General features: G+C 60.9%; 18 protein-coding genes. All 18 read right to left on the bottom strand.

Annotated features, from left to right (window positions below; all coding sequences use genetic code 11):
- Position 1: 1 nt before the first annotated feature.
- Positions 2 to 736 carry an amino acid ABC transporter ATP-binding protein gene (locus AC1Q6D_RS25655; RefSeq protein WP_103404456.1) on the bottom strand — a complete coding sequence of 245 codons (735 nt, stop codon included), beginning with the start codon at positions 734 to 736 and terminating at the stop codon, positions 2 to 4.
- Positions 729 to 1,688 carry an amino acid ABC transporter permease gene (locus tag AC1Q6D_RS25650; RefSeq protein WP_103404455.1) on the bottom strand — a complete coding sequence of 320 codons (960 nt, stop codon included), beginning with the start codon at positions 1,686 to 1,688 and terminating at the stop codon, positions 729 to 731. The genes AC1Q6D_RS25655 and AC1Q6D_RS25650 overlap by 8 nt, the downstream gene beginning before the upstream one ends.
- Before the next feature lie 162 nt (positions 1,689 to 1,850).
- Positions 1,851 to 2,648 (bottom strand): transporter substrate-binding domain-containing protein, encoded by a 798-nt coding sequence (locus tag AC1Q6D_RS25645; protein ID WP_103404454.1) that lies wholly within the window; start codon positions 2,646 to 2,648, stop codon positions 1,851 to 1,853.
- Between the two features lie 223 nt (positions 2,649 to 2,871).
- Positions 2,872 to 5,442, bottom strand: coding sequence for a glucans biosynthesis glucosyltransferase MdoH (gene mdoH, locus AC1Q6D_RS25640; RefSeq protein ID WP_103404453.1), 2,571 nt, complete (start codon positions 5,440 to 5,442; stop codon positions 2,872 to 2,874).
- Positions 5,435 to 7,249, bottom strand: coding sequence for a glucan biosynthesis protein G (locus AC1Q6D_RS25635; protein ID WP_103404524.1), 1,815 nt, complete (start codon positions 7,247 to 7,249; stop codon positions 5,435 to 5,437). Before AC1Q6D_RS25635 ends, mdoH begins: the two co-directional genes overlap by 8 nt.
- Positions 7,250 to 7,570: 321 nt before the next feature.
- Positions 7,571 to 8,008: a D-aminoacyl-tRNA deacylase gene (dtd, locus tag AC1Q6D_RS25630; RefSeq protein WP_047536408.1), complete on the bottom strand. Its 438-nt coding sequence runs from the start codon at positions 8,006 to 8,008 to the stop codon at positions 7,571 to 7,573.
- On the bottom strand, positions 8,005 to 8,976 hold the full coding sequence (pip, locus tag AC1Q6D_RS25625; RefSeq protein WP_047536406.1) for a prolyl aminopeptidase: 972 nt from the start codon (positions 8,974 to 8,976) through the stop codon (positions 8,005 to 8,007). The genes dtd and pip overlap by 4 nt, the downstream gene beginning before the upstream one ends.
- A 104-nt stretch (positions 8,977 to 9,080) precedes the next feature.
- Positions 9,081 to 9,998, bottom strand: a complete 918-nt coding sequence (locus AC1Q6D_RS25620; protein ID WP_103404452.1) for an alpha/beta hydrolase — start codon at positions 9,996 to 9,998, stop codon at positions 9,081 to 9,083.
- A gap of 146 nt (positions 9,999 to 10,144) precedes the next feature.
- Positions 10,145 to 11,092 carry a choline ABC transporter substrate-binding protein gene (locus tag AC1Q6D_RS25615; RefSeq protein ID WP_103404523.1) on the bottom strand — a complete coding sequence of 316 codons (948 nt, stop codon included), beginning with the start codon at positions 11,090 to 11,092 and terminating at the stop codon, positions 10,145 to 10,147.
- 269 nt (positions 11,093 to 11,361) lie between these two features.
- Positions 11,362 to 12,165 (bottom strand): N-formylglutamate deformylase, encoded by an 804-nt coding sequence (gene hutG / locus AC1Q6D_RS25610; RefSeq protein ID WP_103404451.1) that lies wholly within the window; start codon positions 12,163 to 12,165, stop codon positions 11,362 to 11,364.
- A gap of 10 nt (positions 12,166 to 12,175) precedes the next feature.
- A complete protein-coding gene (gene hutI / locus AC1Q6D_RS25605; RefSeq protein ID WP_103404450.1) occupies positions 12,176 to 13,381 on the bottom strand; it encodes an imidazolonepropionase in 1,206 nt (401 codons plus the stop codon).
- 124 nt (positions 13,382 to 13,505) lie between these two features.
- Positions 13,506 to 15,038: a histidine ammonia-lyase gene (gene hutH, locus AC1Q6D_RS25600; protein ID WP_103404449.1), complete on the bottom strand. Its 1,533-nt coding sequence runs from the start codon at positions 15,036 to 15,038 to the stop codon at positions 13,506 to 13,508.
- 115 nt (positions 15,039 to 15,153) lie between these two features.
- Positions 15,154 to 16,677 (bottom strand): histidine ammonia-lyase, encoded by a 1,524-nt coding sequence (hutH, locus tag AC1Q6D_RS25595; protein WP_103404448.1) that lies wholly within the window; start codon positions 16,675 to 16,677, stop codon positions 15,154 to 15,156.
- Between the two features lie 163 nt (positions 16,678 to 16,840).
- Positions 16,841 to 17,671 (bottom strand): quaternary amine ABC transporter ATP-binding protein, encoded by an 831-nt coding sequence (locus AC1Q6D_RS25590; RefSeq protein WP_103404447.1) that lies wholly within the window; start codon positions 17,669 to 17,671, stop codon positions 16,841 to 16,843.
- On the bottom strand, positions 17,668 to 18,519 hold the full coding sequence (locus tag AC1Q6D_RS25585; RefSeq protein WP_103396924.1) for an ABC transporter permease: 852 nt from the start codon (positions 18,517 to 18,519) through the stop codon (positions 17,668 to 17,670). Before AC1Q6D_RS25585 ends, AC1Q6D_RS25590 begins: the two co-directional genes overlap by 4 nt.
- Before the next feature lie 214 nt (positions 18,520 to 18,733).
- Positions 18,734 to 19,702 carry an ABC transporter substrate-binding protein gene (locus AC1Q6D_RS25580; protein ID WP_103404446.1) on the bottom strand — a complete coding sequence of 323 codons (969 nt, stop codon included), beginning with the start codon at positions 19,700 to 19,702 and terminating at the stop codon, positions 18,734 to 18,736.
- Positions 19,703 to 19,771: 69 nt separating this feature from the next.
- On the bottom strand, positions 19,772 to 21,244 hold the full coding sequence (locus AC1Q6D_RS25575) for a purine-cytosine permease family protein (RefSeq protein WP_103404445.1): 1,473 nt from the start codon (positions 21,242 to 21,244) through the stop codon (positions 19,772 to 19,774).
- Between the two features lie 78 nt (positions 21,245 to 21,322).
- Positions 21,323 to 23,011, bottom strand: coding sequence for a urocanate hydratase (hutU, locus tag AC1Q6D_RS25570; RefSeq protein ID WP_103404444.1), 1,689 nt, complete (start codon positions 23,009 to 23,011; stop codon positions 21,323 to 21,325).
- Between the last annotated feature and the right edge of the window lie 396 nt (positions 23,012 to 23,407).

The following is a 23,407-nucleotide window of genomic DNA, read 5'->3' as shown; positions in this document are numbered from 1 at the left end:
TTTAAAGGACCTGCCGCAAAAACGCCTGCGCCCGCGGATCCTTCGGTGCATCGAAGAACTCCGCCGGTGAGGCGTCTTCCAGCAATTTGCCGTGATCGAAGAACAGCACCCGGTCCGCCACTTCCCGGGCGAAGCCCATTTCGTGGGTGACGCAAACCATGGTCATGCCTTCCACGGCCAGGTTTTTCATCACGTCCAGCACTTCACCGACCATCTCCGGGTCCAGCGCCGACGTCGGCTCGTCGAACAGCATGACCTTCGGCTCCATCGCCAGCGCCCGGGCAATCGCCACGCGCTGCTGCTGGCCGCCGGACAGGCGCGAGGGGAACTCATTGGCCTTCTGCGCAATACCGACCTTTTCCAGCAACGCCATGGCCTTGGCCTCGCGCTCTTTCTTGCCACGCTTGCGCACGACCTTCTGCGCCAGACAGAGGTTTTCCAGCACGGTCATGTGTGGGAACAAGTTGAAATGCTGAAACACCATGCCGACTTCGCGACGATAGGCATTCACATCGGTTTTCGGGTCGGCCAGTTGTAAGCCGTCAATGCTCACCGAACCCGAATCGAATTCTTCCAGGCCATTGAGGCAGCGCAGAAAGGTCGACTTGCCGGAACCGGAGGGGCCGATCACCACTAACACTTCGCCCTTGGCGACGGTTGTGCTGACGTTATCCACCGCGCGCACCACCTGGCCACGGGTGTCGAAGACTTTTACCAGATCGCGGACTTCAATCACTTTGCGCGAGCCTCCGCTCAAGCCGGCTGGCGATTTTCGACAGCGGCAGGTTGATCAACAGGTACAGGCCGGCGACGCAGAACAGGATTTCGAACGGCGAAAACGAGGTGGTGATGACTTCGCGACCGCTTTTCAGCAGCTCGGTAATCGCGATCACCGAGACCAGCGAAGTGTCCTTGACCAGGCTGATGAACTGCCCGGCCAGGGGTGGCAGCACGCGTTTGAACGCTTGCGGCAACACCACGTGACGCATCGACTGGCCGGCACTCAAGCCCAGCGAACGCGCGGCTTCGTTCTGGCCACGGGCGATCGACTGCACGCCGGAACGGATGATTTCCGCCACATAGGCACCCGTGAACAGCGACAGCGCGGCGATCCCGGCGAACTCCCGGGACAGGTTCATCACCGTACCGATGAAGAAGTAGAAAATGAAAATCTGTACCAGCAACGGCGTACCGCGCACCAGTTCGACGTAAAGGGTCGAGAGGTCGCGCAGGGTCGGGTTGTTCGACAGCCGGCACAGACCGGTGGCGAGACCGATCAGCAAACCGAGCACGCCGGACACCACCGACAGCCACAAGGTGGTCCAGAGGCCCCACAGCAACGGTCCTGCGGCCCAATGACGGGTCACGCCGATGACATCGCCTTCGGCCACATCATCGCCCTGGGCGACTTGCAGGCTGCTGTCATCGACGATCAGGCGTTGCTCGTCGCCCGCATCGTTGCGCAGGGTCACTTCAGCCTTGTCGCCCTTGCGCACCAGTTCGCTGACGGTGGAGAGGTCGGCGGCGCGCTGGGACTCTTCGGCGTGGTAGGCAAAGTATTGCGGAACGCGGTTCCAGCGCCATTCGTAGGACATCAGCGAGGTGGCGTAATACAACGCACCAGCCAGGCCGATCAGCAGCAGCACGGTCAATGCGTGCCAGGGCCATTGGGCTTTTTTCTGTTTCATCTATTTTGCAAGTTCCGAATTCTGTATCGCATGGCAGGCCGCAATCGCGAGCAAGCTCGCTCCCACAGGGGCTGTGCCGGGCACAAAACCTGGGTTCAACGGGATCAACCGAGGGAGCGAGCTTGTTCGCGATTGCAGCGACGCGGTCTACGTGACCGAGTGTTACTCCATGTCCTTGAGCCACTCGGTGCTCTTGAACCACTTGTCATGGATACGATCGTAGGTGCCGTCTTCGTGGATCTGGTGCAGGAAGTTGTTGATGAAGTTGATGCTGTCGTAGTCACCCTTCTTCAGACCAAACGCCAGGGGCTCGTAGGTGAACGGCTTGTCGAGGAACACCAGTTTGCCGTTGCCGACCTTGTTCACCGCGACCACGTTGTAAGGCGCGTCGTAGATGAAGGCATCCGCCTTGCCGTTGACCACGTCGAGCACGGCTTCCTGCTCGTTGTCGTAGCCATGGTATTTGGCTTTGGCGATCAACTTTTTGGCGACCAATTCGCCCGTCGTGCCGAGTTTGGAAGTGATGCGGTAGTCGGCGGCGTTCAGGTCTTTGTAGGACTTGATGGTGCCCTCCAGCTCCTTGCGGATCAGCAACGTCTGGCCGACCACGATGAAGGGTTCGCTGAAGTTCAGGCGCAGGTTACGTTCCTGGGTCAGGGTCATGCCGCTGCCGATCATGTCGAACTTGTCGGTAAGCAGGGCCGGGATGATGCCGTCGTAACCGGTGGACACCAGCTCCAGCTTGACGCCCATCGCCTTGGACATGGCTTTGAGGAGGTCGACTTCAAAACCGATGATCTCGCCACGCTTGTTGGTCATTTCGAATGGCATGTAGGTCGGGTCCATGCCGACTTTCAAGGTGCCGCGTTTGACCGCGTCATCGATGGCACCGGCCTGTGCCGCGTTGACTGCAACCAATGCCGTGACGCCGACCAGCAGCATCGACAGATACTTCTTCATCTTCAAGCCCCCAAAACCATTGCATTTGCGGCGCCAAATCGACAGTTTTCGAATAAAAACAGACAGATACGGACACAAAACGGTCCGGGCGCACCCATTCGGGGACGGATGCTAACGCACTCACTCGATTGCACAAGGGTTTAGGCAGGATTTGTTGCCTGATGCTGGTGGCCCCATCACTGGCGAACGATCATAAAAAAACCCGCTTTCGCGGGTTTTTTCATCAGGCCAACTGTGGCTGAACGCTCACGGGCTTGAGCGGCAGCAGCGGTGCATGGGGGTCGGCCATGACCGACTTGCGCCACGCGCCCAGCCACTCCTGGTGACCTTCGCTCCAGACCTGCTCATGCAGGCGAGCCAATGCCACCGGGTCGCTCAACAGTTGCACGCGCTCATTGTTGGTCAGCCCTTCAGGCCCGACTTTCATCGCATGCCGTACCCGCTCGACGCGCAGCCACTCGATCGGTTCCGCCTCACGGTGACGGGAGGTCGCCAGCGAGCACGCCAGGGCGTTCTGCTGAGGATCGACCACCGCACGGATGAAGCCGTCGTTCAGTGCATGCCAGCGGTTTTCGTGGGTGTACTGGTCGGTTGCCAGCAATGCCTGCGGCGGATTGTATTCCTCGGGGATCAGGAACAGGCTCTCGTCACGGGACTTGAGGCCAAGACCGACACGGCTGGAAATCACCGAGACCGGGATCGACAGCATCAACGAACCGACAATCGGCACCAGCCACCAGAGGAAGCTCGGGTTCAGCCAGATCACCAGCAAGGCCCAGAAGAAGCCGAGCAAGGTTTGCGGACCGTGGCGTTTTACCGCTTCGCTCCATGGCGTGGAGTCGTCGTCACGCTGCGGCGAGTTCCAGGTCGCGGCCCAGCCCAGGAACGCGGCGAGGACGAAACGGGTGTGGAAAATCATCCGCACCGGCGCCAGCAGCATGGAGAACAGCATCTCCAGCAACATGGAGAGGGTCACCTTGAACTTGCCACCGAACTCTTTCGCGCCCTTGGCCCAGATCAGGATGATGCTCAACAGCTTCGGCAGGAACAGCAGCACGATGGTGGTCGAGAACAGTGCGATGGCCTTGTCCGGGTGCCATTGTGGCCACAGCGGATAGAGCTGGCGCGGTTCGAGGAAATACTGCGGCTCCATCAACGTGTTGACCGCCAGCAGCGCGGTCGACAGCACGAGGAAGAAGAACCACAACGGCGCCGACAGGTAAGACATCACACCGGTGAGGAACACCGCGCGGTGTACCGGGTGCATGCCTTTTACCAGGAACAGGCGGAAGTTCATCAGGTTGCCGTGGCACCAGCGACGGTCACGCTTGAGTTCGTCCAGCAGGTTCGGCGGCAATTCTTCGTAGCTGCCCGGCAGGTCGTAGGCAATCCACACGCCCCAGCCGGCACGGCGCATCAGCGCGGCTTCAACGAAGTCGTGGGACAGAATCGCACCGGAAAACGCGCCTTTACCGGGCAACGGCGCCAAGGCGCAGTGGTCGATAAACGGCTTCATGCGAATGATCGCGTTGTGGCCCCAGTAGTGGGATTCGCCCAACTGCCAGAAGTGCAAGCCGGCGGTGAACAGCGGGCCGTACACACGGGTGGCGAACTGCTGCATGCGCGCATACAGGGTGTCCATGCCCGACGCACGCGGCGCGGTCTGGATGATCCCGGCGTCCGGCGTGGCTTCCATCAAGCGCACCAGACTGGTCAGGCACTCACCGCTCATCACCGAGTCGGCGTCGAGTACGACCATGTATTTGTAGTCACCGCCCCAACGACGGCAGAAGTCGTCGAGGTTACCGCTCTTGCGCTTGACGCGACGACGACGGCGGCGATAGAAGATCTTGCCGAAGCCACCGGCCTCGCGGCAGACGTCCAGCCAGGCCTGTTGCTCGGCAACGCAGATGTCGGCGTCGTTACTGTCGCTGAGGACGAAGAAGTCGAAGCGATCCAGGTCACCGGTGGCCGCGACCGACTCGAAGGTCGCGCGCAGACCGGCAAATACCCGAGGCACGTCTTCGTTACAGATCGGCATCACCAGTGCAGTGCGCGCGTCTTTCGGAATCGGCTCATTGCCGGCGCTGGCGCCGGAAATGCGGTACTTGTCGTGACCGGTGAGCAACTCCAGGAAGCCCATCAGTGCCGTCCAGAAACCGGCGGAAACCCAGCAGAACAGAATCCCGAACAGGATCAGGATGCTGGTCTGCAACGCATACGGCAGCACTTGCGTGGCAGTTTGCAGCAGCGGTTGGTGCAGGACTTCTTCGAGGTCGACGAACGACCAGCCCTGGTACGGCATGATGCCTTTCATGTACCAGCCAGCCACGATGGTCTGGCCCAGCATCAGCAGCAACAGAATGTAGCGACGGATCGAACCCACGGTGCGCCAGCGCGCAGCCGGCAGCACACGCTCATCTTTTGGCGGCGCTGGTGGATTGGTGCGACCGGTCAACCGGCGCCAGCCACGCACCAGGATATTGGTGCGCCATGGCTCCGGCACGACTTTGGTCCGACGGATCGGCGGGGTCGCCTTGAGGCAGACCCGACCGTTGGCGTCGAGCACCAGCATTTCGGCGTCCTGCAACTCTTCGGCGGTACTCAGGGTCAGGCGCTTGCCGACCGAGGCCTGGGCGGCATCGGTCGGGGCGTCGAAAGTCGAGGACGACAGACGTTCGTGCAGTTCGCTGAAGGACTGGCAGCCCGCGAGTTCCGCGCGCTGCTGGTCGGTCATCGGCAGGTGCGCCAGGTACTCGGACAGAGTCTCTGGCTGTACGTGTGAATTACTCATCGGCAGGCAACTGATAGCTCCAGGTCTCGGTCAGGACTTCTTCAGTCGATGCCGATTCCGGTGTGGCTGGGGCCGCATCGGCAGCGACAGGCTGCTTGGCGTCTTTATTGGCCTTGTCCTTGGCTTCTGCAACCGGCTTGGCGTCACCCTGTTTGGCCTCGGTCTGCTTGGCTTCCTTGTCCGCTTTCTCCTGTTGTTTGGCGGCGACCTTGTCGGCCTTGGCCACGGAGGAGCTGGAGGCCGGAATCGAAGTCTTGGCCAGGTCGGCAGGCGTGACGTTCTGAACCAGCGCCGCACGCATCTCGGTGGACTTGCTCGGGTCCTTGATCTTCATGCGCAGGGTCAGGCGCCAGCCCTTGGTTTCAGGGTTGTAGCGCACGCTGTTTTCCACCAGCTCGGCGTTGTCGCCAACGCTCACCTGGCTGCGAACGTCCGTATTCTCTGGCAGTGCCGCCAGGGACGGGCCTTCGAAGTCCACCAGATAGGCGACGCTACCGTCCGGCTGACGAATCAGGTTGGACTGTTTCACGTCACCGGTGGAGCGCAGGGTCTGCTTGACCCAGGCGCTGTCCGGAGCGTGGATGGACGCTTCGTCCATGGTCCAGTGCATACGATAGGCGACATCGAGCGGCTGGCCTGGTTCCGGCAGTTTTTCCGGGCTCCAGAAAGCCACGATATTGTCGTTGGTTTCGTCGGCGGTCGGAATCTCTACCAGATCGACGGAGCCCTTGCCCCAATCGCCTTTCGGTTCGATCCAGGCACTTGGGCGCTTGTCGTAGCGGTCGTCGAGATCTTCATAGTGGCTGAAGTCACGACCACGTTGCAGCAGCCCGAAACCACGCGGGTTTTCGACCGAGAAGTTGCTCACGGCCAGGTGTTTAGGGTTGTTCAGCGGACGCCAGATCCACTCGCCGTTACCGGCGTGGATCGACAGACCGCTGGAATCATGCAATTCGCGACGATAGTTCAGCACTTTCGACGGCTGGTTGGCCCCGAACAGGTACATGCTGGTCAGCGGCGCAACGCCAAGCTTGGTGACTTTGTCACGCAGGAACATCTGCGCCTTGACGTCGACGATGGTGTCGCTGCCCGGACGCAGGATCAGGCGATAGGCGCCGGTCGCCCGTGGCGAGTCCAGCAACGCGAAGATCACCAGGTGCTTGTCGCCCGGTTTGGGCTGTTGAATCCAGAATTCGCGAAAACGCGGGAATTCTTCACCGGACGGCAGCGCGGTATCGATCGCCATGCCGCGAGCGGACAAGCCATAGACGTGGCCCTTGCCGACAACGCGGAAATAACTCGCGCCGAGCATGGTCATGATTTCGTCTTGCTTGTCAGCCTTGTTGACCGGGTACAGCACACGGAATCCGGCGTAGCCCAGTTGTTCGGTGGCTTTTGGATCGAATTTCACGTCGCCGAAGTCGAAGCGACTTGGGTCGTATTTGATCTCTTCGACGTTGTTCGCCGTGATTTCGTTGATTTTCACCGGCGTATCGAAGTGCATGCCCTGGTGATAGAACGACAGCTTGAACGGGGTTTTCTGGTCCGCCCATTCGGCTTTTTCCGTCAGAAAACGAATTTTCTGATAGTCCGCGAATTTCATCTCGCGGAATTCGTTCGGCAGGTTACTGCGCGGCGCTTCGTATTTTTGCCCGGCCAGTTCTTTTGCCTTGGCCGAGACATCATCCAGATTGAAAGCCCAAAGCTGGCCGGCGCTGAGCAAGGTGAGCAGAGCAGAGCCCGCTACCAGAGCGCTACGAAACCGTTTGGCAGACAATTTTGGTGCGTTACAGGGACTAACAATCACGAGCAACCCTCGCCGAAAACAGATCAAAAAACCAACGGCCAGTTAAAGGGTATGTACGGAATCCGGTACGAAAAAACCGGCCTTACAGACCACTCTTGCCAAGTTGGCGAGCATTGTTCCGACTCCGATGGGGCTAAATGATTCCCCAAACGGTTCAGGACAAGTCTCTACCTAAGTCAAAATGGACCAACGAACGCTGATCCCCGTAGCGCGCGATTATCTAGTAGCCCGCGTTACAACGCATCAGGGGTAACAAAGTATTTATCGGGAAAAACCCCTGTTTTCAGTCGAAAACGGCGCGAAACAGGGTTTCGAGCGGTTTTACGTCTGTAACAGGAAGGTTACCGGGCCATCATTGACCAGGTGCACCTGCATATCCGCGCCGAATCTACCTGATGCCACAGTGCCATGCACCTGTTTCGCTTTGCCTAATAGATAGTCGAAAAGCTCCTCGCCCAGGGCCGGAGGGGCTGCGGTCGAGAAACTCGGGCGCAACCCGCTCTTGGTGTCGGCGGCCAGGGTGAACTGCGAGACCAGCAGCAACCCGCCGCCCACGTCCGCCAGGGACAGATTCATCTTGCCCTCGGCGTCACTGAACACTCGATAGTTAAGCAGCTTATTGAGAAGTTTGTCGGCACTGGCCCGAGTGTCCTCGGGCTCGACGGCTACCAGCACCAGCAAACCCTGGTCGATTGCTCCGACCACCTCGCCCGTCACCTCGACCCGCGCGCCACGCACGCGCTGCAGCAGCCCCTTCATGCTTCTTCAGGCGCCAGGTCGAGCAGGCGCCGGGCCATCTGATCAGCGGCACGTACCAAGGCGTCGGTAATCCCCGGTTCAGCGGCGGCATGACCGGCGTCACGGATAATTTGCAGCTCGCTGTTCGGCCAGGCCTGGTGCAGTTCCCAGGCGTTATCCAGCGGGCAAATCACGTCATAACGACCGTGGACGATCACGCCGGGCAAATGGGCGATTTTGCCCATGTCGCGAATCAACTGGTTCGGCTCGAGGAAGGCGTTGTTGGTGAAGTAGTGGCACTCGATACGGGCGATCGACAGTGCACGCTGCGGTTCGGAGAAACGATCGACCAACAGCGGATTGGGACGCAGGGTCGCGGTCCGGCCTTCCCAGGTGGACCAGGCCTTGGCCGCATGCATCTGAGCGATTTGATCGTTGCCGGTCAGACGCTTATGGAAGGCCGTGAGCAAGTCGTGGCGCTCGTCCAGCGGGATCGGCGCAATGTAGTCCTGCCAGTAATCGGGGAACAGACGACTGGCACCGGCCTGGTAGAACCACTCGATTTCCTGCGGCCGGCAGAGAAAAATCCCGCGCACGATCAGACCGTGCACACGTTCCGGGTGGGTTTGCGCGTAGGCCAGCGCCAGGGTCGAACCCCAGGAGCCACCGAACAGCACCCATTTTTCAATGCCCAGGTGTTTGCGAATCCGCTCAAGGTCGGCGACCAGATCCCAGGTGGTATTGTTTTCCAGGCTGGCGTGGGGCGTGGAACGGCCGCAGCCGCGCTGGTCGAAAGTAACAATGCGATACAGATTTGGATCGAAGTAGCAGCGACTCTGGGCGTCACACCCGGCGCCGGGGCCGCCGTGGATGAACACGACCGGCAACCCTTCCGGTGAACCGCTTTCGTCGACGTACAGCGTATGGGTTTCATCGACAGCCAGATCATGCCGGGCGTAGGGTTTGATCTGCGGGTACAAAGTCTGCATTGCGCGCTCCGTAAGGGGTCTGGGTCATCCCTGGGGGGACTTCAATTATTCTGCCGTTGGGCATCATAAACCCGAATTACGCCAATGAGCATGCCCTTGCAGAGTCAGAGTCTGGGCGCCAGATAACCGAGCAGGTTTTCATAGAGCCTGTCGACCTCGGCTACCTGCCCCCGCGCCCGGAGACAACCGTGTACCAGGCCCTCGCCGTAATACAACGTCGCAGCTACGCCGGCAGCGTTCAGTCGCTCGGCATACAGCACGCCGTCATCGCGCAGCGGATCGAATTGCGCCACCGCGATGAAGGCCGGCGGCAATCGGCGAAGATCCGCGGCGAGCAACGGCATCGCGTAGGGCCCAGGCTGCGGGGTGCCTCGCAGGTACAAGGCGTGGTAACAATCCACATCACTGCCGCTCAACAACGGCGCATCGATGCATTCACTGCGCGACGCCAGATGTTGATCGCCACCCAACCCCGGATAGATCAGCACCTGCGCCGCCGGCGCCGGCTCACCCGCGTCACGCAATGCCAGGCACAGTGCAGCGGCCAGATTGCCGCCGGCGCTGTCACCGGCCACCAGCGTGCGTTGGGGGTCGAGACGGAAAGGCCCGCTTCGCAACCCGCGCCAGACCTTCAGACAGTCATCGAACGCCGCCGGAAACGGATGCTCCGGCGCGAGCCGGTAATCGACCGCGATCACCAGCACGCCCAGGGTCGACGCCAGTTCGGCACAGATGAAGTCGTGGGAGTCCAGGCCCCCTACGACCCACCCGCCGCCATGCAGATAAACAATGCACGGCGCACCACCGGTCGGCGGCGAAACCGGCGGTTGATAGGACCGCACCGGGACACCGGACAATTCAAAGTCCACCACGTAGAGGCCAGCGGGACGTGGCGGGGTGAACGCCCTGCACATCTCGCTGTAGGCCTGGCGCAATCCGGCGAGGCTGCTGTCAGTGCTGTTGAAACTGACGGTTTTCTCGACGAAAGCCGTCATCTGTTCGCAAAGCGGATAAGGCGCCATGAGACTGCTGCCCGTTCAGGGAGGAGGAATGTATACCCCTGTAGGAGCGAGCCTGCTCGCGATAATGGCCAACGATAACGCGGTAAGCCTGATACCCCGCGGTGTTCTCGGGTTTATCGCGAGCGAGCTCCTACAGGGTTTGGGTGTCAGTTTTTCAGACTGGCCTGCACCGCTGCCACGCCATCCTTGCCGTCAAAACTGCTGACACCCGCCAGCCAGCGCTGAATGTCCTCCGGGTGTTCACGCAGCCATTTTCTGGCAACGTCCTGCGCCGTCTGGCGTTCCATGATCGGCACCATCAACTGACTTTCCTGGGCGGCGGTGAAGGTCAGGTTCTCAAGCAGCCGATTGACGTTCGGGCAGCGCTCGGCGTAATCCGAGGCGGTCACGGTGGAAACGGTCGCCGCCCCTTCGTTCGGCCCGTAGACGTCTTCGCTGCCGGTCAGGTAAGCGATTTTCATGTTGATGTTCATCGGGTGCGGGGTCCAGCCGACGAACACCACGAACTCCTTGCGGTTCACCGCCCGTTGCACGGCAGCGAGCATGCCGGCTTCTCCGGACTCGATCAGCTTGAAGTCCTTGAGGCCGAAGTGATTGGTCTCGATCATGGTTTTGATGGTGGTGTTGGCACCGCTGCCCGGCTCGATGCCATAGATCTTGCCACCGAGCTGATCCTTGAATCGGGCGATATCGGCAAAGGTTTTCAAACCGGCGGCGGCGACATAATCAGGCACGGCGAGCGTCGCCTGGGCGTCGGCCAGGCTGGGTTTGTCCAGGACCTTCACTTGATTGGCGGCCAGGAACGGCGCGATGTTTTTGTCCATCGCCGGTTTCCAGTAACCGAGGAAAATATCCAGGCGCTTGTCGCGGATGCCGGCGAAGATGATTTGCTGCACGGCGCTGGTTTGCTTGCTTTCATAGCCGAGGCCGTTGAGCAATACATCAGCCATGCCGCTGGTGGCGATCACGTCGGTCCAGTTGACCACGCCCATGCGCACGGCTTTGCAGGAAGCGTCATCAGCCGCCAGGGCGCTGGTGCTCAGCAGAGCGGTGCCGCAGAGGATTGAGAGACAGCGGGTGAACAGTCTTTTCATCAGAATGATCTCGTGCGGCAGCGGATTATTGTCGAGGCCGGTGTCTTTGTGCACCGTGCCCAGAACATTACGCAGCAGACGAGTGGCAAAAGCGAACTGAGGCGACCGAGATTTGCACGGTGGCGACTGTTCCTGTCAGGTATCGAAAAGAACGCTAAACCAATGTGGGAGCGAACCTGCTCGCGACGAGGCCATGACATTCAACATTGATGTTGCCTGCAAGTCCGCTATCGCGAGCAGGCTCGCTCCCACAAAGTTTGTGAAGGGTTTTAGCGCTTGTAGTGCTTTTCACCCCACGCCAGCAGACCTTGCAACAACTCCTTCAACACCACCTGCGTGGGCTCCGCCAGATCTGCCCGATAGCGGAACGGCTCGAACTCTTCCATGTACGTGCACTGCCCCAACTCCAGTTGCACGGCATGGATGTTCTGCGCCGGGTTACCGTAATGCCGGGTAATGTGGCCGCCCTTGAAGCGTCCGTTCAGCACATGGCTGTAGTCCGGGTGTGCGGCGCAGATCGCTTCCAATTGAGTCGCAAGCTGTGGATCGCAACTGGCGCCGTTGAAGGTGCCGAGGTTGAAGTCCGGCAGTTTGCCGTCGAACAGGTGCGGGATGATCGAGCGAATCGAGTGGGCATCGAACAGCAGCGCATAGCCGAATTCGGCTTTGAGGCGCGCCAGCTCCTGCTGCAAGGTGCCGTGGTAGGGCGTCCAGATCTGCTCCAGATAAGTCGCACGCTCTTCTTTCGAAGGCTCCAGCCCTTCGCGGAACAGTGGCACACCGTCAAACAGCGTCGCCGGGTACAGGCCGGTGGTCGCACCCACGTACAACGGTTTGTCGTCGGACGGCCGGTTCAGGTCGATGACGAACCGCGAATACTCGGCGGCCAGGGTGCTGGCGCCCAGTTCGGCGGCGAAATCGTAAAGCTGCGGGATGTGCCAGTCGGTGTCCGGCAGGCTTTTCGCGGCCGGGATCAACCCGGCCTCGACCGCCGGGGTCAGGCGCACACCGGCGTGGGGCATGCTGATCAGCAGTGGCACGCGGCCTTGTTTGAAGTTCAGAACCTTATCCACAACTGCTCTCCTACAGACTCGTTTCGACGCCGTGACGCACGACGCGTTTTTCCAGATCACCGCCCAGCCAGTAAGACAGGTCAGCGGGACGATCGATTTGCCAGGCGACGAAATCCGCGACCTTGCCCACCTCCAGCGAGCCGTGGGTGTCGGCCATGCCCAGGGCAGTGGCGGCGTGAATCGTGGCGCCGGCCAGGGCTTCTTCCGGGGTCATACGGAAACAGGTGCACGCCATGTTCAGCATCAGGCGCAACGACAATGCCGGTGAAGTGCCGGGGTTGAGGTCACTGGCGATGGCGATTTTCACCCCGTGCTTGCGCAGGGCGTCCATCGGCGGCAATTGAGTCTCGCGCAGGAAGTAGAAAGCGCCAGGCAACAGCACCGCGACCGTGCCGGACTTGGCCATGGCGATGGCGTCGTCCTCGGTCATGAATTCCAGATGATCGGCGGACAGTGCGTGGTAACGCGCCGCCAGGGTCGAACCGTGCAACGACGACAACTGCTCGGCGTGCAGTTTCACCGGCAACCCCAGTTCCTGGGCGGTGATGAACACCCGCTCGACCTGCGCCGGGGAAAACGCCAGGTATTCGCAAAACGCATCCACCGCATCCACCAGCCCTTCGGCGGCCAGGGCCGGGAGCATCTCGGCGCAGATGTGATCGATGTAGTCGTCGGCGCGATCAATATACTCCGGCGGCAAGGCATGGGCGGCCAGGCAAGTACTGCGCACGCTGATCGGCAGCTCGGCACCGAGGCGACGGGCCACCCGCAGCATCTTGCGTTCGTTGGCCAGGTCGAGGCCGTAACCGGATTTGATTTCGATACTGGTGACGCCATCGCGCATCAGGCTTTTCAGACGCTTGGCGGCGCTGGCGAACAGCTCATCTTCGCTGGCCGCGCGGGTGGCGCGTACGGTGCTGGCGATGCCACCACCGCTTGCTGCGATTTCCGCGTAGCTGACGCCTTGCAGGCGTTTCTCGAACTCACCGCTGCGGTTCCCGCCGAACACCGTGTGGGTGTGGCAGTCGATCAGGCCCGGCGTCACCCAGGCCCCGTTCAAATCAGTGACCGTCGAGTACTCGCCCGTCGGCAGTTCAGCGCGCGGGCCAACCCATTCAATGTGCGCACCGGACGTCACGATGGCCGCATCCTCGATGATCGAGTAGACGCCTTGCGCCATGGTTGCGACGTGGCAGTGTTGCCAGAGGGTTTTCATCCCAAGTCCTCGTCTTGTTCAAAATCGATTCGCTGGCAAGCCAGCTCCCACAGTAATCAGGGTTGCCTGCAATCCTGCGTTCACAGCAAAAGCCTGTGGGAGCGGGCTTGCCCGCGATTGGCCATTACAGGCTCGGCAGCAACTTCGCCGACACCAGGTCGTTCAGGCAACGCGACGCCAGCAACTCGGTGGCCGCGTTGATGTCCGGCGCGAAGAAACGGTCTTTCTCATAAAACGGCACTTCTTTACGCAGAATCGCCCGGGCCTGTTCCAGTTTCGGCGAGGTCTTCAGACCGTTGCGCAGGTCCAGGCCTTGAACCGCTGCCAGCCATTCAACGGCGAGAATCCCGCGGGTGTTCTCGGCCATTTCCCACAGGCGCTTGCCCGCCGCCGGGGCCATGGACACATGGTCTTCCTGGTTGGCGGACGTCGGCAGGCTGTCCACCGAATGTGGATGGGACAGTGCCTTGTTCTCGCTGGCCAGTGCCGCCGCGGTCACTTGGGCGATCATGAAACCGGAGTTCACGCCGCCATTGGCCACCAGGAACGGCGGCAGTTGCGACATGTGCTTGTCCATCATCAACGAGATGCGGCGCTCGCTCAGGGAGCCGATTTCCGCGATGGCCAGCGCCATGTTGTCGGCGGCCATGGCCACCGGTTCGGCGTGGAAGTTACCGCCGGAGATCACATCGCCTTCAGCGGCGAACACCAACGGGTTGTCCGAGACGGCGTTGGCCTCGATGGCCAGCACTTCGGCCGCCTGGCGGAACTGGGTCAGGCACGCGCCCATGACTTGCGGCTGGCAACGCAGGGAGTACGGGTCCTGGACCTTTTCGCAATTCTCGTGGGAGTCGGAGACTTCGCTGCGCTCACCCAGCAGATCGCGATAGGCGGCAGCGGCGTCGATCTGGCCTTTCTGGCCACGGGCAGCGTGGATGCGGGCATCGAACGGCGAGCGCGAGCCCAGTACCGCTTCAACGGTCAGGCCACCCAGGGCCAGGGCGCCGGCGAACAGGTCTTCACCTTCGAACAGGCCACGCAGGGCAAACGCGGTGGACACCTGGGTGCCATTGAGCAGCGCCAGGCCTTCTTTCGCAGCCAGGGTCAGCGGGGTCAGGCCGGCGACTTTCAGCGCTTCGGTCGCTTCCATCCACTCGCCTTTGTAACGTGCCTTGCCTTCGCCCAGCAGCACCAGCGACATGTGCGCCAACGGTGCGAGGTCACCGGAGGCACCGACCGAGCCTTTCAGCGGAATGTGCGGGTAAACCTCGGCGTTGATCAGGGCAATCAGCGCGTCGATCACCACCCGGCGAATGCCGGAGAAACCACGGCTCAGGCTGTTGACCTTGAGCACCATGATCAAGCGCACCAGGTCGTCGCTGATCGGTTGGCCGACACCGGCCGCGTGGGACAGCACCAGCGAGCGCTGAAGGTTTTCCAGGTCTTCGCTGGCAATGCGGGTCGAGGCCAGCAGGCCGAAGCCGGTGTTGATGCCGTACGCGGTACGGTTCTCGGCGAGGATCTGTTCCACGCAAGCGACGCTGGCTTCGATCTGGGCCGAAGCGCTGTGGTCGAGGGTCAGTGTCACCGGCTGCTGATAGACATCACGCAGTTGGGCCAGGCTCAGTTGGCCGGGGATCAGGTTTAGCGCAGTCATTTTGTGCTCCTTTTGAGAGTTTTTTACTAACTAACCAGACGCTCCGGAGATGTCCGTTGTCCGTCGCGTCTCCCTTTTGGGGAGCCGCGCCTTGGCACGCTGGTTTTCAGGGAAATCAGTTCAAATTCGGTAAGGCTTTCTGCAGCAAGGCAGGGTCTTTCAGAACGCTGGCGGCAGCGGCGATATCCGGTGCCAACCAACGGTCCTGATCGTAGGCCGGAACCCGCTCACGCAGCAGGCGCCACGCCGCATCGGTGCCCGCACCGAAGCGCTGCTCTTTCAAAAACTCAAACGCCTGAGCCGCCAGCAAGTACTCGATGGCGAGAATCTGCGTGCAGTTCTCCAGGGCGCGGTGCAGTTTCAGCGCGGCGTTGGTGCCCAGGCTCAGGTGATCTTCCTGCAGGCCCGAGGTGACGTAGTTGTCGAGCACCGCCGGTTGCGCCAATTGGCGGTTTTCCGCGCACAAGGAAGCGGCGACGTATTGCACGATCATCATCCCGGAGTTCACCCCCGGGTTGGCCACCAGGAAGGCCGGCAGACCGCTGACATGCGGGTTGATCAAACGGTCCAGGCGACGCTCGGCGATGGAGCCGATTTCCGCCATGGCAATGGCCAGCAGGTCCGCCGCCAGTGCCACGGACTGGCCGTGCGGGTTGGCCTGGGACACCACGCGGTAATTGTCTGCGGTGCCCAGCACCAGCGGGTTGTCGGTGGCGCTGTTGAGTTCGGTTTCGATCTGTCGGGTCGCGTGCACCAGTTGGTCACGGGCCGCGCCATGCACCTGCGGGATCGAGCGAATGCTCAGCGCGTCCTGGGTGCGAATACCCTTGCTCCGGGCAATCACTTCGCTGCCGTCGAGCAAGCCCCGCAGGTTGATCCCGACCTGCTGCATGCCCGGATGCGGCTTGAGCGCGATGATCTCGGCATCGAAGGCGTCGATCTGGCCGCGCTGGGCTTCGAAACTCATGGCGCCGACCACGTCCGCCCAATGCAGCAGGCGCGTGGCATCGGCAATCGCCAGGCAGCTCAGGCCGGTCATGCAGGGCGTGCCGTTGACCAGGCACAACCCATCCTTGGCACCCAGCTTGACCGGTTGCAGCCCTTCTTCTGCCAGGGCCTGCTGCGCGGAAACGATCTGCCCGCGATAGCTCACATTACCGACGCCCAGCAAGGCGATGCCGATATGAGCCATGTGGGTCAGGTAGCCCACCGAGCCCTGGGATGGCACTTGCGGGGTGATGCCACGGTTGAGCAGCGCCAGCAGCGCTTCAACCACTTGGCGATGCAGCCCGGATTTACCGTGGCTGTAGTTGACGATAGCGGCGCACATGATTGAGCGAGTCTGCTCATCGCTCAGCGGGGCGCCGACGCCGCAGGCGTGGCTCAGCAGGGTGTTACGCGACAACTGACTGAGTTGTTCGTCCTGCAGCGAAACGTTGCACAACGCGCCCAGGCCGGTGTTGATGCCGTAGGCGCGCTCGCCGCTGGTGACGATGCGCTGGACGATGGCCTGCGCGTTTTCAATCCGTGCCCAGACCGGCGCCGACAGCTCCAGCTGTGCGCCATGACGGGCGACGGCGACCACGTCCTGCCAACCTACCTGCGCCTCGGTGATAACGATTTTTTCAGCCTGGGACATCTTCAACCTCCTACCTGAATATTGATGCAGCATCGCCGACGCCATCGCTGGCAAGCCAGCTCCCACAGTGTTCAGGGGTGTGCACACCCTCTGTGCAACACAACCTATTGCTGTGGGAGCTGGCCTGCCAGCGAAGTGGCCAGCTCACTCACCGCAGAATCTCTTAAACCACCGCCGCCCGGCGCTGCACAAAGCGGTCGACATACTCATCGGCCGGCGAATGCAGGATCTCTTTCGGCGTGCCGACCTGGATCAGGCGGCCGTCCTTGAGGATCGCGATGCGGTTGCCGATGCGCACGGCCTCGTCGAGGTCGTGGGTGATGAAGACGATGGTCTTGTGCAGGGTCTTTTGCAGTTCCAGCAACTGGTCCTGCATTTCGGCGCGAATCAGCGGGTCAAGCGCACTGAAGGCTTCGTCCATCAAAATGATGTCGGTGTCCGCCGCTAATGCACGGGCCAGGCCCACGCGCTGACGCATGCCGCCCGAGAGCTGGTGCGGGTATTTGTTTTCGTAGCCCTTGAGGCCCACGGTGTTGATCCAGTGCAGCGCGCGCTCAGCGCACATCTGCTTGCTCTCGCCACGGATCTTCAGGCCGTAGGCGACGTTGTCCAGCACGGTCTTGTGCGGCAACAGGCCGAAGCTCTGGAACACCATGCTGATTTTGCGCCGGCGAAATTCGCGCAGGGCTTCCATGTCGTATTGGAGGATGTCCACGCCATCCACCAGGATCGCGCCGCTGGTCGGGTCGATCAGGCGGTTGAAGTGGCGTACCAGGGTGGATTTGCCGGAACCCGACAGGCCCATGATCACGAAGATTTCACCGCTGCCGATGCTCAACGACAGGTCGTTCACACCGACCACGCAGCCGGTTTCGGCCAGCACTTGATCCTTGGTCTTGCCCTGGCCAACCATAGCCAGCGCGTCCTTGGCACGGTTGCCGAAAATCTTGAAGACGTTTTTGACTTCGATCTTGCTCACGGTTGCCTTGTTCATTTGCTCACCTCATGCCGTGCGCGACCGTACGCTTGTGTAATGCGGTCGATCACCACTGCCAGAATCACGATCGCCAGACCGGCTTCCAGTCCACGCCCGACGTTGAGGGTCTGAATCCCTACCAACACGTCCTCACCCAGGCCACGGGCGCCGATCATCGAGGCGATTACCACCATCGACAGGGCCATCATGGTGGTCTGGTTGATCCCGGCCATGATGCTTGGCAGGGCCAGCGGCAGTTGCACGCCGAACAGTTGCTGCCAGCGGTTGGCACCGAAGGCGTTGATTGCTTCCATCACTTCGCCGTCAACCTGGCGAATGCCCAGGTCGGTCAGACGGATCAGCGGCGGTGCGGCGTAGATCACCGTGGCGAAAATCGCCGGGACCTTGCCCAGGCCAAACAGCATCAGCACCGGGATCAGGTACACGAAGCTCGGCATGGTCTGCATGATGTCCAGCAACGGCATCAGCACCGAACGCAGGCGATTGCTGCGCGCCGAGAGAATGCCCAGTGGAATGCCGATCAGCACCGAGATGATCGTTGCCACCATCATCAGCGCCAGGGTTTGCATCAGTTTGTCCCACAGGCCGACCGCACCCACCAGGAACAGCAAACCGACGATCACGGCCGTGGTCACGACTTTACGGGTCGCGTGCCAGGCCACGCCCGCCACGATGGCCAGCATCAGCCACCAGGGCGCCGCGCGCAGCAGGCTTTCGAGATTGACGATGGCCCACAACAGGGTGTCGGAGATGTGCCGGAACACGTCGCCGTAGTTGGTGACCAGTGAATCGACCCAACCGTTGACCCAGTCGGCGATGGAAAAGGTAAAGCTTTCGGGAAACATAAGAAGCTCTCAATCAAGGGCTTTTCAGCACCGCTTGCGGTGCTGAAAAGCTTGCCCTTATAAACAAGCTGTTTGAAAACGTAGCGAGCGAAGGCAAGACAAGGCGAAAGCAGGCGAGAAAGCGGAGTTGACTTTAGTCAATGAGCATTTTGAGCCTGCTTTCAACGCAGTATTGCCTCGCGTAGAGCCGTAGGCTCCCAGCACGAAGTAGTTTTCAAAGCGCAGCGTCGATCTTTTTGGCTGCGTCTTCGCTCACCCATGCATGCCAGACTTCAGGATGTTCCTTCAGGAAGATCTTGGCCAGTTTCGGCGACTCGATCCGCTCCTTGGTCATGCGACCCAGGTTCTGGTTCAGCAGGTCGATCGGCAGGTTGACCTTTTCCAGCACGGCCACCAGTTCCGGCGCTTCGTCATGGAACGTCTTGGACAGGCCGACCTTGATGCTCACGGTCTTGTCGACGCCTGGTTTTTCTTCCAGTTTGACCACGTCGACCTGGCCCATCAGCGGCGTTGGCGACCAGTAGTAGAACAGGATCGGCTCGCCACGCTTGTAGCTCGACAATACGGCAGCATCCAGCGCCGGGCCGGTGCCTGGGCGGAAGTTGGTGTAGCTGCTTTCCAGGCCGTAGCTTTTCAGCATTTCACTGTTGTCGAGTTCGCAGGTCCACCCGGCCGGGCAGTTGTAGAAACGGCCCTTGGACGGTTCTTCGGCGTCCTTGAAAATCGCCGAGTATTTACCCAGGTCGGCAATGGCTTTCAGATCCGGCGCCTTGGCTTCCAGCTTGCGCTTGGCATCGCCTTCGATCACGTAGCGCGGCACGTACCAGCCTTCGACAGCGCCCACGACCGGAGCACCCACACCGATGACTTTGCCGGCCTTCTCAGCCTTGTTCCAGACCTCGCTGCGGCCAACCCACTCTTCGGCAAACACTTGGATGTCATTACTGCTCAGGGCGTTTTCCATGGTGATGGAGTTGCCCGGCAGGCTGTCGGTCTTACAGTCGTAGCCTTTCTCCAACACGACTTGCAGCACGTCGGTCAGGAGCATGGCGCTTTCCCAGTTCAGGCCGGCAAATTTCACCGGTTTACCCGACTCGCACCAACCCGCCGCCTGAGTGGCGCCGGCGCTGGCCAGCAGGCCCATGGAAAGCAAAGTGGTCAGCAGGGTCTTGTTCGATTTCATTGTTGTGACGCTCCTAATCATGAATTGGCTTACGGCAGTCAAGAGGCATCCAGCCCTGGCAACGTCCAATCAGGCCTGCGCCGCAGCGCGGCCGGCCCCACGTGTTTCAGGTTGTACAACGCCGTTCTGCTCGACCGGCAGAATCAGGTGATCGGGCACTGTGCCGTGCCATTTTTTCGCACACACGTAGTACAGGGCTGCCGGCAGCACCAGACCGATGATCCAGGAAATATCCACATCACCCAGGGCGGCGACCAGCGAACCGGTGTAGAACTTGGTGGAAATGAACGGCAACTGCACCAGCACACCGAAAACATAGACGCTGATGCCGAGGACGTTCCAACGACCGTAGCGACCCTTCGGGTCGGCCAGCGCCGGCACGTCGTAACGCTCGCGGGTGATGCAGTAGTAGTCCACCAGGTTGATCGCGCTCCATGGCGTAAAGAACGCCAGCAGGAACAGGATGAAGGACTTGAACGCACCGAGGAACGAGTGCTGACCGAGCAACGCCATCAGGGTCGCGGCACCGACAATGACCAGCACGAAGACCAGACGCTGCAAGCGCGTGACCTTCAGATCACCCCGGAAACCGCTGATGATGGTCGCAATGCACATGAAGCTGCCGTAGGAGTTCAGCGTGGAAATGGTGACCTTGCCGAACGCGATGCTGAAGTACAGCAGCGCAGCGGTGGCACCGGTACCGCCCAGACCCACGATGTAGGCCACTTCATGGCCGGCGAATTGCCCGTTGGCCGACGCGGCGGCGAACACACCAAGGACCATCGCCACCTGTGCGCCAATGACCGAACCCGCGCCTGCGGCAAAGAAGGTCTTTACCGAGGAAATCTTGCTCGGCAAGTAGCGGGAATAGTCAGCCACGTAAGGGCCGAAAGCGATCTGCCAGGACGCCGCGAGCGACACCGCCAACAGGAAGCTGCTCCAGCTGAAGTGGCGGATTTGCAACAGCGCGCCAACGTCAACCTGGCTCATCAAACGGCTGAACAGATAAACAAAGGCAATCACGCCAATGACACTGGCAACACGGCCGATCCAATGGATCACTCGATAACCAAGCACCGTGACCAGCACGATGACACTGGCGAAAAGAAGGATGCCGACGCTGTCGCTGACGCCAAACAACTGGCCCAGCGCCTGGCCGGAAAGCACGGTTCCCGTTGCCGTGAAACCGAGGTACATCAAACAGACCAGCACGATCGGGATGGCCGCACCGTAAACGCCGAACTGCACACGGCTGGAGATCATCTGCGGCAGGCCAAGCTTGGGCCCTTGCGCGGCATGCAGGGCCATGACGGCGCCGCCGAGCAGTTGACCGATCAACAGCCCGATCAACGACCAGAACACGTCACCGCCCAACACCACGGCCAGGGCCCCGGTGACAATCGCGGTGATTTGCAGGTTGGCACCCATCCACAGGGTGAACTGGCTCAACAGACGACCGTGTCTTTCCGCCTCCGGGATGTAGTCGATCGAACGCTTTTCGATCAACGGTTTGTTACCAGCACGTTCGCTGCTGACAGCCATGGTTCAACCTCTGTGGATTGTTATTGTGGGTTGGTGGGCTCCCCTGTGGGAGCGAGCCCGCTCCTACAGGGGCAAGCATTACTTGCCGGTGATCATCGGCAGGTTCAGGCCCTGTTCCTTGGCGCAATCAATGGCGATCTGGTAACCGGCATCGGCGTGACGCATGACACCGGTGGCCGGGTCGTTATGCAGCACGCGAGCGATACGCTCGGCCGCTTCGTCGGTACCGTCGCAGACAATCACCATGCCCGAGTGCTGGGAGAAGCCCATGCCGACGCCGCCGCCGTGGTGCAGGGACACCCAGGTCGCGCCGCTCGCGGTGTTCAGCAGGGCGTTGAGCAGTGGCCAGTCGGACACGGCATCGGAACCATCCTGCATCGATTCGGTTTCACGGTTCGGGCTGGCAACCGAGCCGGAATCGAGGTGGTCGCGACCGATCACGATCGGCGCCGACAGCTCGCCGCTGCGTACCATTTCGTTGAACGCCAGGCCGAGCTTGGCGCGCAAGCCCAGGCCGACCCAGCAGATACGTGCCGGCAGGCCCTGGAAGCTGATGCGCTCGCGGGCCATGTCCAGCCAGTTGTGCAGGTGCGCGTCGTCCGGGATCAGTTCCTTGACCTTGGCGTCGGTCTTGTAGATGTCTTGCGGATCGCCCGACAGTGCCGCCCAACGGAACGGGCCGATGCCACGGCAGAACAGCGGACGGATGTACGCCGGTACGAAACCCGGGAAGTCGAAGGCGTTTTCAACGCCTTCTTCCTGGGCCATCTGGCGGATGTTGTTGCCGTAGTCGAAGGTCGGGATGCCTTGCTTCTGGAAGTCGAGCATGGCTTTGACGTGCACCGCCATCGATTGCTTGGCGGCCTTGATCACAGCGGCAGGTTCGGTCTTGGCGCGAGCGCGGTATTGCTCCCAGGTCCAGCCGGCCGGCAGATAACCGTTGAGCGGGTCGTGGGCGCTGGTCTGGTCGGTGACCATGTCCGGGCGCACACCGCGACGGACCAGTTCCGGGAGGATTTCAGCGGCGTTGCCCAGCAGCGCGATGGAGATGGCCTTGCCTTCGGCGGTGTACTTGGCGATACGGGCCAGTGCGTCGTCGAGGTCTTTGGCTTGCTCGTCGACGTAACGGCTCTTCAGGCGGAAATCGATGCTCACCTGTTGGCATTCGATGTTCAGCGAGCAAGCGCCAGCCAGAGTTGCAGCCAGAGGTTGAGCGCCACCCATGCCACCCAGACCTGCAGTCAGGACCCAACGGCCTTTCAGATCATCGTTGTAGTGCTGGCGACCGGCTTCGACGAAGGTTTCGTAGGTGCCCTGGACGATGCCCTGGCTGCCGATGTAGATCCAGCTGCCGGCGGTCATCTGGCCGTACATGGCCAGGCCTTTGGCGTCCAGTTCGTTGAAGTGTTCCCAGTTCGCCCAGTGCGGCACCAGGTTGGAGTTGGCGATCAATACGCGCGGGGCGTTGGTGTGGGTCTTGAACACGCCGACCGGCTTGCCGGATTGCACCAGCAGGGTCTCGTCGTCGTTCAGATGGGTCAGGCTCTCGACGATTTTGTCGTAGCACTCCCAGTTACGCGCCGCACGACCGATGCCACCGTAGACCACCAGTTCCTTCGGGTTCTCGGCCACCTCCGGGTCGAGGTTGTTCATCAGCATGCGCAGCGGCGCTTCGGTCAGCCAGCTTTTGGCGGTCAGCTTGTTGCCGCGGGCAGCGCGGATTTCGACGTCACGGTATTTCGTAGGTTTCTGGGTATTGTCAGTCACGAAAAAGACTCCTCAGCGATCAATTCAAACCAACCCTGGCAGGGGGCAAGCCAGCCTGTGCGCATCGTTGCGCGACAAGCGAATCAGTGGACGCTGCGGAGAGTCTCGATCGACTCATACGCATACGTCTTTACTTGTACATACAAGCATATGCAATCAAGCGGCCAACTTTCTGGACAGGCATTCAAGAAAAACGCTGAAACGACTGGAGAGCGCCTGAATCGCGGGTTCTGGCGCGGATAAAATTTTTCGCGGGGATTTTTTGCGGGGGTGACGGTGGTTACTGCAACGTGGTTTTGCGCCACGTTGGGGCGTTCGGTAACACGTGATGCCCAATTAAGCGCATTCCAGAAACACCCTACAACCTCATCAGAAGCGTCCGACTCCACCTCCACT

It is taken from the genome of Pseudomonas sp. MT92, from assembly GCF_058792515.1.
The sequence above is the reverse complement of the archived record's forward strand: the minus strand, read 5'-3'. Positions and strand labels throughout refer to the sequence as shown.